General features: G+C 35.2%; 4 protein-coding genes. 2 read left to right on the forward strand and 2 right to left on the reverse strand.

The annotated features are described in order from the left end of the window. Nucleotides 1-111: 111 nt before the first annotated feature. Both AAC053_RS11825 and AAC053_RS11830 read right to left on the reverse strand, forming a co-directional pair. A complete protein-coding gene (locus AAC053_RS11825; protein ID WP_339756797.1) occupies nt 112-1,224 on the reverse strand; it encodes a PorP/SprF family type IX secretion system membrane protein in 1,113 nt (370 codons plus the stop codon). Then, complete coding sequence (locus AAC053_RS11830; protein ID WP_339756800.1) at nt 1,124-7,201, reverse strand: PKD domain-containing protein; 6,078 nt, start codon at nt 7,199-7,201, stop codon at nt 1,124-1,126. The genes AAC053_RS11825 and AAC053_RS11830 overlap by 101 nt, the downstream gene beginning before the upstream one ends. A 367-nt stretch (nt 7,202-7,568) precedes the next feature. Between AAC053_RS11830 and AAC053_RS11835 the strand changes: the two genes are divergently transcribed. Both AAC053_RS11835 and AAC053_RS11840 read left to right on the forward strand, forming a co-directional pair. Further along, on the forward strand, nt 7,569-10,967 hold the full coding sequence (locus AAC053_RS11835; protein ID WP_339756804.1) for an amidohydrolase family protein: 3,399 nt from the start codon (nt 7,569-7,571) through the stop codon (nt 10,965-10,967). 217 nt (nt 10,968-11,184) lie between these two features. Next, nucleotides 11,185-12,822, forward strand: a 1,638-nt coding sequence (locus tag AAC053_RS11840; RefSeq protein ID WP_339756807.1) for a M14 family zinc carboxypeptidase, incomplete at its 3' end; no start/stop codon positions are given.

A 12,822-nucleotide genomic window follows, 5' to 3' on the forward strand; every position in this document is an offset into this window, starting at 1 on the left:
AAATTGATTTATAAAGTATATACTTTAAAAAATAAAACACTAAGCATAAAGAATTTAAAAAAAAAACTGATAGGCACATGGGTTAAAATATAAAATAAGTAACCTATAACCTTACCGCTTACGACTACGATCAATATTACAGCGACGACATCTAGACAAATAAGTAACGGACAACTCATATACTCCATTGGTTCTACCAATTTTAGATGTATTAGCATCGTAAGAAAGCCCGAACCTAAACTCATCATATTCTAGACCAAGAAATCCGTTAATAGAGGTTAGCAGATGACTATTATCATCATTCATAGCAGGATTAGTTGCTACCGTAATACCAATTAGAAACTGATTTACCATAAATAAAGAACCAATATCTAAACGGTTATATTCTCCTTGTTGCATAAAGTTAGCAGTCATCATAATACTATAATCATTTAAAAAAGGAAAACGGAAATTACCATGTAAGGAATAGAAAATATCTAATGGTAATTTTTCACCTTGAACAAACGAAATATTAGGGCGATTAAGATGCTTGGCTGAAGCACCAAACCAATAGGTGATGCCATTAAATTCTTCACGTTCAAAAACAAAACCTGCTGAAATATCTCCAAAAAATACATTGTCTGTATTATTGCTTAAAGGATCAACTGATACAGGATTAATAACACCTGTATTTATGTTAATCTGGTCGGCTAAAGTAAGGTTACTGAACCCTATATCTTTAAAACCAAGCCCTACTTCTAATGCTGGTCTAAAATACCAACCTCCATCAAGGTTAACTCGATGGACATAATTGGCATTAAGCTGGTAATAATTGTATTTATTAAAAGTTTCGTGCTGCCTTAAGAAATTAATACCTACACCAAACCCTAGACTTGGGCCATAATCAAATGATTTATTAAGGTAAGCATATTGGGTATCTATTCTTAAATCTAAATTAGGCCATTGTGTTCTACTTAATACACCTGCTGCAATTCTGTCACTATCTTCAAAGCCAGAAAACCCAGGATTTAGTGTCTCTTGTATATAGTTAGATTGGGTGAAAATTGGATCTTGAGCATTGGCACAAAAACTTAATAAAACCATTATTAAAATTACCCTTTTTTTATTGAATGTCATTCTGGTTTTATTTGATATATACAAAAGCCCCTTGTTTCTTAATTTCATCACCATAAAAGGTCTTGGCGGTAAATCTGTAATAATAATTTCCATTTTCTGCGACTTCATCTTTTACTTTACCGTCCCAACCTGTAATAGAATCACCAGACTCAGAATATAAAAGACTTCCCCATGTATCATAGATACTAATTTCTAAAGTATTAAGACCAATATGGACTGGCCCAAAGAAATCATTAAGTCCGTCTTCATTTGGAGTAAAAGCATCTGGCATTATAAGCCTGTAGCCTTCTTCTACAATAAGTGTAATTACCTTTTTATAAACACAACCAAATGGATACGTAACAGTCTGTGTGACTATATAACTTCCAATTTCTACATAAGTGTGAACTGGGTTTTCTTCACTAGAAAAGCTACCATCTCCAAAATCCCATAATATGTTTTCGTAATTTCCTGTAGCCGTATTTATAAACTCAATTGGATCTTGAATCGCATACACTCCATAATTTAAAAACCCAAATGATGAAATTGTAAAATCTGGATCTCCCAAAACTGGAGCTTCAACATTTAAACTATAATTAGTCGTACAACCTAAACTATCAACAACTTCTAAAATGACGAGTCCATCTTCATCTGTAGTCATCAATTCATTATTAATACCACTTACAGTTCCGCTTGACCAATTGTATAGAAATGGTGGCACTCCTCCACTTGCCATAGCCACGAAAGTCTGATTTACCGTTTTAGCTTCACAATCTACTACAGACTGTGTTTCTACATCTAATACTAAAGGTTCAAATCTTATAACTTCCCAACTGCCCTGTATTTCACAGCCGTTTGCATCTGTAACATTTGCCACATAAGTATTTGGAGGGACATTGTCTAAATCTTCAGTAGTTGCTCCATTAGACCAAACAACATTAAATGGTGGTGTTCCTCCTTGTATTAATAAGTTAATCGCTCCACTATTGGTATCATCACAATCTAGAGCATTAGTAACGTTTGTTGAAAGCTCTAAAGGTAATATGTTAAAAATTGTAAAACTGTCTTGAATCATGCAAGGAGTACCATCTGTAATTGTTACTGAATAAGTTCCTGGCGCCAAATTATTTCGTTCTGTACCAACAGTGGTATCGTCATCCCAGACGACAGTGACAGGATCAATACCTCCTACAAAATTAAGAGCAATACTCGCATCATTCTCACCAGAACATGACATTTGAATTACCACAGGATCAATCAAAAATATTGGAGCTTCATCTATAACTATTGGAAAATCTCGCACACAGTTTTCTGCATCTGTTATGGTTATGGTATATGTACCTGCAGACAAATTGGTTTGTACATTACCTGAACCAAAATTACTCCAAGTAATAGTGTATGGAGGTACTCCTCCAGAAATAGTGTTAATTGTTATTGAAGCATTATTATCCCCATAACAAACTATCTCAGTAATAGTCGCATCAATATCAATTTGATCATTTTGAATAATTTCAACTTCAAGCGTATCAGTACAACCAGAGCGATCTGTAACTGTTAAATTATAAATCCCCACAAACAATGCATTGGCATTCTGATTGGTATTTGTATATCCATTTGGCCCTGTCCAAGCAAAGGTGTAATCTAGTCGTCCTCCTACAATATTGACATTTATAGCTCCTGTAGATTCCCCAAAACATAAGACATCCAATTTTGTTTCTAAAGTGGCATCGAGTAATTCAGGTTCTTCAATAACAAAATTGAGACTTATCGGTACACAATTATTAGCATCAGTTACAGAAACCGCATAGTTTCCAGGTCCTAAATCAATTAAATCTTCAGCTGTTGAAAATGGTAAACCTCCTAATGTCCAAGTATAGGCATAAGGTAATATTCCTCCAGCAACATCAATATTAATATCACCATCATTAGCGCCAAAACACGAAATCGTTTCAGATTCAAAATCTACAAAACTAAATGTCAATTCAGCTGGCTCAGTAATAGTGAAGGTTTCAGAATATGGACAACCTCCATTATCTAAAACATCTAAGGTATAAGTCCCAGCTTCAAGATTAAAAACATCTTCATCTGTACTAGTGTAGCCGTTAGGTCCAATCCAATTAATATTATAAAAATCCCCTGTTGTAAAAGGTATACCACCAACTAAATCAATTTCAATAGCGGCATTATTAGATTCAAAACACGTATTATTCATTACTGTAGATGCTACCGAAATAGATGGATTTACAGTCACAACAACTTCAAAATTTAAACCTGTGCAATCATCAGAAACTGGAGTCACTGTATAAGTCACTATTGCCGGATTGATAGTTGTATTCTCTAAAAATTGAGAAATAGTTCCTAAAGGAGTTGATTGGTCAGTAGCTCCATTAATACTTCCTACAGGATTAACCACAGGATTTGTCCATGAATACATAATGTTTGCAGGTACTGTATCTCCATTGGCAGCGTTAGGAAAATATTCAAATGTATTTCCACTACAAATTAAGATAGCGGTACTACTGATACTTGGTGTTACATTGACAATAATTTCAGCTGTATTCGATATAATTTCAGTACAACCACCAGAATTAAAAGTGAGAACTACGTAATAATAAAAAGTTCCAACAGTATCGATAATAGGATTATAAGTATTTATCGTGGCTCCTGAAATCGCAATACCAGTTGTAGTATCATCTACAGTATTTTGATACCATTGGTAAGTTGGTGTTCCTGTACCATTGATAAAAGACACCATTAAAGCATTAGTGGTTTCACCAAGACATAATTCATTAGAAATTGGCTGAACATTAAATTGTGCTCCTGGATTTATCTCTACTTCGCTAATAGCACTAGTCACTTCACAACCCGAAACATCTTGAGTAACCTCACAATAATAATATAAAGTACCAATTGTTGTAGATGGTGGAGTAAATGCACTTGCGGTAGCCCCTGAAATTTCCGTACCTGTAGTTATATTATTCACGGTGTTAACATACCATTGATAAGAAATAGTTCCCAAACCATTTAAAATATTTACTTCTAAAACTTGTACTACAGTGTTTTCGCATAGGCTCTGAAATGGAAGCGGTTGTATTGTAATCGTTGGATCATCAACCACAATAATTTCTGAAACAGCACTTGTTAGTCCAGCACAACCACTAGTTACATAACTCACTTCAACATAATAATAAAAAGTCCCTATACTTGTAAATACAGGAGGTGTATAAGTTGAACTTGTAGCTCCCGGAATTAATGTTCCACCTATATTTGTATTCGTAGTATTAATGAACCATCCATAGGACGCTACTCCTGCTCCACCAGAAACTACTATTGAAAGTTCTTCTGCAGTACCTCCAATACATATCGATTGTGTACTTAAAGGCTGTGTGTCAATCTGAGTCGTATTGGCGACTTCAATTTCTGCTGTGTCTGAAATAATCTCATTACAGCCACCAGTAGAAAATGTAATAATGACATAATAATACCTGGTATCTACTGTGTCTGTAGATGGAGTGAATGTAGCTGATGTTGCTCCTGCTATGGCAGTTCCTGTTGTGGTATTATCAACCGTGTTTTCGTACCACTGATATGTAGCTGTGCCAGTACCTTGAAATGCAACGGATAAATCATTAGCAGTTCCATTTAGACAAACCGCATCAGACTGTGGCTGGGTTGTAATTAATGGGGCTGGTTCTATTATAATTTCAAAATTTATTGGAGCACCTGTGCAACCGTTAATTTCTGGAATTACTGTATAAATAAACGTTATTGCTGAAGAAGTAGTGTTAATTAAAGTTTGTGCAAGTATAGGATTAGACGTTCCATTAGGAGTATAACCCATTAAACCTACAGGATTGTTAGAAGACCAATTATACGTTGTATTGGGAGTATCTGAAACGAAGTTTATAGCTACAGATTGAGAGCCAGAGCATAAGCTCTGTAACAAATCTGTATTTATTATTGATGGCATTTCATTTACCGAAAAATCTTCTGTCACTATAGATGTCCCACAGGAATTAGTTACACTAAACGTTACAGTATAATCACCAACTGTAGAATAAGTAATCGTCCCAGGGTTTAATTGATTTGATGTCGCAGGTATTCCTCCAGGAAAAGACCAATTATAAGTTATTGGATCCAGAGATGGAGCACAAGTGTCAACTGTTACAACGGGAATAAAAGTAGCCATGCCACACGCATCTGCAATAGCATCAATAGTAGGGATTGGTGGTCGTTTTAATTCTACCGTTTGCATTGTTGTAAAATCTCCACAAGAATTTGTTATTGTCATGCTAATCGAGTAAGTCCCTGCTGTATTAAATTGAAAAGACGGATTTTCTGAGGTTTCGTTAGTTCCACTGGTAAAGCTCCAAGATTCTGTCGTACCGCAAAACTCGGGAACATAGCTCACCTCCCATAAATAGATTTCACCTCCACAAGACTGTGATAAATCTGTTATATTGGTTCCAACGATATCTAAAGGAACAAAAGGAATACATCCTATATTAGTATCTAGTACAAAGTTGGGAACCAATTCTTCCTCTATACAAATAGTTTTAACGACAGGATCGGTAGTTCCGCAAAAATTCTCTTCAATCAATGTTACATTATATGTTCCAGGTGCAGTGTAGATATGAATTGGACTTTCTAAAGTTGAGGTGTCTCCATCTCCAAAATTCCAGATATGCGCAGCTAGGTCTGTACAATTGGGTCCAAATCCACCTTCTGTTAAATTAGTGAACTGTATGGCTGTATTCACACAACCTGGTGATTCATATTCAAAATCAACTTCAGGTAGCTTTAAAATAATAATAGGGCCTGCAGTTAAAAACGTCTGCCCACAAGATGTTGAAATTATTAAGGTGATGGTATAACTTGAATTAGGGCAACTAGATTCAGTATATTCATGTGGAATAGGAAACGGATCAGCTACAGTAGGATTATTTGGATCATAATTTGCAACAGCTACAATGAGTTCGGCTTGTGTATAAGTATCTTGTACTCCATCTCCATAATCTACAAAATAAGTTGTGTCAGACGGATTTGCACCCCAAGATCCGATGGCAAAATCGAGTTCGTTAATAGGTAAGCACAAATTCACTGTATTACCTGGACTTATTATCGCACCAATCGGATTACTCGAATTTTTCACCAAGATAGTTTCAGTGGCATTACAACCACTATCTCCATAACCTGTTATCATCATATTATACGATCCTAAGTTTGGATAAGTATGCACTATAGGAAAGGTGATATTTGTCTCAGTACTTCCATCTCCCCAATCTATATCATAAGTTGTTACACAGCTATCAGATGGAGATGTATTACCAACATTTATAGTATAAGCAGGATCTAAAGTGTTATTTCCACAGTTATCAAACGGAGGAGTAAACTGTGCATCTAAATCTACAAAACTAAGATCTGGTCGCTGTTCTATACTTACGTTTTGTGAGACTGAAGCTGTACAACCGTTAGAATCGGTCACTGTCAAAGTAGCCATAAAACTCGAAAAACCACAACCTCGTGCATCATAAACATGCATTGGGTCTTGATCTGTGGAGGTGTTGCCATCTCCAAAAGTCCATGCAAAGGTGAAAGGACTAGAACCAATAATATTCGATGAAAATTGAATAGGTATTTCCGAACATTCACCATCGTTAAAGGTAAAATCTACCGTTGGTGGACTACCCACTGTAATGGTTGCTGCTCCACTTTCTGGTGTGCTGTCTCCAGTACTATCCGAGACCGATACAATTTCATATACAAAATCACCAACAACATTGGTATTAGTTGTTAGAGATACAGAATCGTCGGTGCCTAAAGTTAAAATACTTTGTTGTGCACCATTATTAATGGTATAAACAAAAGTGTAAGGTACAGTACCACCTGAACCTGTAAAGGTGATTTCTGGCAATGGAGTATCATTAAGACAAACCGTTGCAGTACCTGATATCGTAGCACTAGGCGGCACTAAAACCAACACCTTTGTGGTTGTTACAGATACAGTATTAGTATCTAGAAACTTGCTTGTATTATTAAAAGCAGCCGTTAGACCTACTACACAACAAATCACTAAAAAGAGTAAGCTATGTTTAATTTTCTTCATAAATTGATAATAGCTAATTACTTAAAGAAATTCAATGTAGTTAAATTCTTGTTAAGTCAATATCAAACAGCGCTAATATTCGACAAGATTATTTTAAACTCTACAAAAGACCTTTTTTATTATAAAATTTATACTAAAATGCAAACTAAATGCTTTTAATTTTAGTTAGAAATACTTAGTAATGGGTATTTTAACTAACAACCGTTAACAACGAATCAAGTGATTCTGCACTTTTAAAGATTTAAGACTTAGTGAATTGAAACTAAATTTTATTAAAAAATTAAATAAAACCAACTGTGTTAAATTTTTAGGCGTCAGTATTAAATTCCCTATTTTTAAACCATCATATCTAATCCACCAACAACTCATGAAAAAGCACATCCATTTTTGTATTGCCCTATTCTTACTTTTTACTTTAAATAATATTTCAGCTCAAGACACTTCTAAAGTTAAAGACTCAATAAAAAAAGCCACTAAAGAACTGCCTTTAGAACCTACTAGAAAAGTCAATTTTACCACTAATAAAGGGACTTGGATTTCGGTAGATGTGAGCCCAGATGGTAACACCATTATGTTAGATATGATGGGAGATTTATACACTATTCCTATAACAGGAGGAAAAGCTACTAGAGTAACAGAAGGTATGCCTTACGATGTTCATCCACGCTATAGTCCTGATGGAAAGTCTATTCTCTTTATTTCAGATAAAAGTGGTTCAGACAATCTTTGGACAATGGACTTAGCTACAAAAGAACAAAAACAACTTACCAAAGATAAAAATAAGTACCACGTCTCTGCATCTTGGAGTCCGGATGGTGATTATATTGTTGGCACACGAGGAAGGCGCAACATAAAACCTTTTATAGTGCATAAAGATGGAGGTTCTGGTGCCGATATACTGAAAGAACAAAAAGCAAATAAGTATATCGATCCAGCTTTTAGTGCAGACGGTAAACATATTTACTTTTCAGCACGTCGTGGAGCATGGAATTATAATGCACAGTTACCACAATATCAGATTATGAGTTTTGATCGCGAAGATGCTAATACCGAAATGGTGACTTCTCGTTATGGCTCAGCATTTACACCTACCTTATCAAAAGATGGTAAATGGATGGTTTATGGCAGCCGATTTGAAGAACACACTGGTTTGGTTCTACGAAATCTTAGTTCTGGAGAAGAACGTTGGTTAGCGTATCCTGTACAGCGCGATGACCAAGAGTCTATTGCTCCCTTAGGAGTATTACCAGCGATGGCTTTTACACCAGACAGTAAAAATTTAATAGCCTCCTACAGCGGAAAACTATACAAAATAGGAATTGCAAATGGTAATGCAACAGAGATTCCGTTTTCGGTAGATATAGATTTAGATATGGGACCAATGGTAGCGTTTAAATATCCAATCGATGATTCACCTGAAGGTTTTGTAACGCAAATACGTGGAGCCAAGCCATCACCAGATGGGACACAAATTACTTTTACAGCATTAAACCGCTTATACGTTATGGAGTTACCAAACGGAACTCCAAAACGATTAACTGACCACAACTTTACAGAAGCGATGCCAGCTTGGTCACCAGACGGAAAGCAAATTGTATTTACTACATGGAAATACGATGGAGGACATTTATATAAAGTAAATGTCAGTGGTAAAGGGAAACCTGTTCAACTCACAAAAGAACGTGGTATTTATAGTGATCCTGCATGGTCTTATAAATCTAACCGTATTGTATTTACAAAAGGATCAGCACAAACCTACGATGATGCTATAAATCCATTTAATGGTAGAACGATTGAGGAATTAGCTTGGATTTCTGGAGATGGTGGAGCCATTACAATAATAGATCGAGCTAAAAGACGAGGCTTACCTCATTTTACAAATGTGAATAATCGCATCTATTTAAATCATGGCAGCAAAGGCTTAATTTCTATACGTTGGGATGGTAGTGACGAAAAAGAACATTTAAAATTAACAGGAATTAAAACTTATGGGTCTTCAGACGTCTTCGGAAAAGAACACGACCTTGCCTCTGCAATGCCAAGTCATCAAGAAGGCTGGCGAGAAAACAATAAAGGATCAACTCCAAGTGAGATTAGAATTTCTCCTGATGGCACACATGCTTTAGCTAAAATTAATAATGATATTTATTCGGTTATTATTCCAATGATTGGAAAAACACCTTCTATCTCATTGGCCAAACCAGAAAAAGCAGCCTTTCCTGCAACTAAACTTACGATTATGGGAGGTGAATTTCCAGCTTGGTCAAAAGATAGTGAAAAAGTGCACTGGTCTCTTGGATCAAGCCACTTCGCCTATGATTTAGCAAAAGGTAAATCCTTCTCTGATAGTTTGGCTTTAACTAAGAAAAAAGAGAAAGAACTCAAGAGAGCTAAAAAAGAAACTGATTCTACTAAAACTAATGGAGATGAGGACAAGAAAAAAGACAAGCCAAAGTTTAGAGCAGATGAGTATAAAGTAAAGGTTAAATACAAACGTTCAATTCCAAAAGGTAAAACCCTACTTAAAGGAGGTCGTATCATTACTATGAATGGTAAAGAAGTGATTGAAAATGGTGATATTTTAATAGAAAATAATCGCATTGTGAATGTTGGTGTTTCAGGAAGTTTTACAGTGCCTAATGATGCCAAAATCATTGATATTAAGGGTAAAACTATTACACCTGGGTTTGTAGATACACATGCACACATGTGGCCAAATTGGGGAGTTCATAAAAATCAAGTATGGATTTATTCTGCAAATTTAGCCTATGGAGTCACAACGACTAGAGATCCACAAACCGCAACAACCGATGTATTAACATATTCTGATATGGTTGAGGCAGGTATGATTCATGGCCCAAGAGTTTACAGTACAGGTCCTGGCGTTGGTTTTTGGGCTTATAACATCACAAGTTTGGAGCATGCTAAAGAAGTTTTAAAGCAATACAGTGAGTACTATAATACCAAGAGTATAAAAAGTTACCTCGTTGGTAATCGTCAACAACGTCAATGGGTAATAATGGCTGCTAAAGAATTAAAACTAATGCCTACCACTGAAGGTGGTTTAGATTTTAAACAAAATATGGTGAATATGATGGATGGATATCCTGGTCATGAGCATTCATTCCCTATTTATCCAATTTTTGAAGATGTGATTACGACAGCTGCACAATCTCAAATGGCTATTACGCCTACCCTTTTGGTGAGCTATGGTGGACCATGGGCTGAGAATTATTTCTATTCTAGAGAAAATCCCTATAATGATAAAAAGTTGCAGTACTTTACTCCTTATGAAGAATTAGCCCAGAAATCGAGAAGAAGACCAGGTTGGTTTATGGATGAAGAACACGTATTTAAAAAACACGCAGTGTTTATGAAAGATCTTATCGAAGCCGATGGCATTGGAGGTATTGGTAGCCACGGACAATTACAAGGTTTAGGTTTTCATTGGGAATTGTGGGCTGTGGCAAGTGGTGGCATGAGCAACCATGATGCTTTACGTATTGCAACGATTAAAGGCTGTGAAGCATTAGGTTTGGATAAAGATTTGGGAACTCTTGAAGTAGGAAAAATCGCCGATATCTTAATTATGAATAATAATCCACTTGAAAATTTACGGAACACTAACACATTGACTCATGTCGTAAAAAATGGAGTTGTGTACGATGCAAATACATTAGATGAAGTTGCACCTGTAGAAAAGAAAGCAGAAACGTTCCATTGGCAAACTAAAAAACCTGAGGGACTTCCTGGAGTAAAAGATTAAAAGATTTTGAGAATTAACAGGTTTTACTAAATAGTATTCAATTTTATAATAAAACAATCTAAAAATCAACACATTATATTGTAAGAATTGTAAACCGACAAAACTGTCATAAATTTAAAAATATGCATTTTGTCGGTTTTTTATGCGTTTTATAGATTAATTAATAAAATTAATTCTATATTAGCTCTTTAATTGATTTCATTTCACCCCAAATCTAATGAAGAAAATTACATTAAGCCTAACCGCATTTCTATTGGTTTTTATGTCTGTCATTGCACAGCAATTAGACCAAAGCCAAATTAATAACTTACTTGACACACAAGGTGAGCTAACATTTAAATTCAATATTGCCAATAAAGCGCAATTGATGGAATTATCTAAATCACTAACTGTTATCAATTTTAATAGTGCAACCAAGGAAGTAAAAGCTTGGGCAAGTCGTAATCAGTTCAAAAAATTTTTAGATTTAGAGATCTCTTTCAAAGTCTATAAATCGGATAATGATATTAATGATCGTTTATTATCTAGTGACATTAGTGAGTATACTAGTACTAAACCAGGCTATACTTTAGAGTTTCCATTAACAGTTTACCCAACTTATAACGACTACGAAGCTCAAATGCAGAATTTTGAAACTGAGCATTCTGATATTGTAGACTATTTTAGCATTGGAGAAACAGGACAAGGTGACAAAGAAATTCTATTTGTAAAGATTTCGAACAATGTATCTAAAGATGAAGCAGAACCAAAATTATTATATACATCTTCAATACATGGAGACGAGATTACTGGTTTTCCTATAATGTTAGACTTAATCGATTACCTTATCACTGCATATAAAGACAATTCGCATCCAGACCACACACGGGTTAAATACTTAATAAATAACTCTGAAATATGGATTAACCCAAACGCAAATCCCGATGGTACATACCATTTAAGTACTAATAATACTTCGGTCGCAAATGCAAGACGTGGAAATGCTAATAATGTTGATTTAAATAGAAATTACCCTGATATATATGAAGGCTCGCACGCAGATGATGAAGCATACCAAACAGAAACCCTTCATTTTATGCAGTTAGCGGAAGACAACCACTTTGTTCTTTCTGCAAATTTTCATGGAGGTATTGAAGTAGTCAATTATCCTTGGGATACTACTTTCGAAAGACATCCTGATGATTCTTGGTGGCTTTTAACTGCTGGAGAATATAGAGATAATGCTCAGAGTGATGGTCCTTCTGATTATATGAATGGCGAAAATAACGGCATTACACATGGTGCAGATTGGTATAAAATAAATGGAGGTCGACAAGATTACATGAATTATAATCACCACTGCAAAGAGGTGACAATTGAGTTATCAAATACTAAAAAGCCATTTGCAAATGAGCTAGATGATTTTTGGGAGTATAACAAAGAGGCATTACTCGATTACTTAGTACAAGGAACGTATGGCTTTAATGGCCTTATTAAAGACGCATATACAGGCATGCCAATTAAAGGCGCTACAATAAAGGCTATTGGGCATGATGATCTTGGTTCTTGGACGGTTTCTGATGTAAATGGGGACTATTATAGACCAATATTTGCAGGAACTTACGATTTAATATTTGAAGCCCCATTTTATCAACCAGTTATATTAAACAATAAAATAATAGCAAATTACGAAACAAAAGTATTAGCAAATGTTCTGATGAAACCATTAGTACCAACTATTACAAATAGTTTAAAAGTTACAGATATAGATTTATCATCGAAAACACTCAACTCTCCCTTAGTCACAACTCTAAGTTCTGATTTAAAATATAGAGTAGTTGATTCTGATTCTTGGATAAAAGTTTTAGAAATCGAT

Source organism: uncultured Winogradskyella sp. (genome assembly GCF_963975125.1).
Taxonomy (GTDB): domain Bacteria; phylum Bacteroidota; class Bacteroidia; order Flavobacteriales; family Flavobacteriaceae; genus Winogradskyella.

Excerpts from the sequence above, each read along its gene's own strand:
- AAC053_RS11825 (WP_339756797.1), bottom strand. The coding sequence starts at position 1,224 with ATGAAGTCGCAGAAAATGGAAATTATTATTACAGATTTACCGCCAAGA.
- AAC053_RS11830 (WP_339756800.1), bottom strand. The coding sequence starts at position 7,201 with ATGAAGAAAATTAAACATAGCTTACTCTTTTTAGTGATTTGTTGTGTA.
- AAC053_RS11835 (WP_339756804.1), top strand. The coding sequence starts at position 7,569 with ATGAAAAAGCACATCCATTTTTGTATTGCCCTATTCTTACTTTTTACT.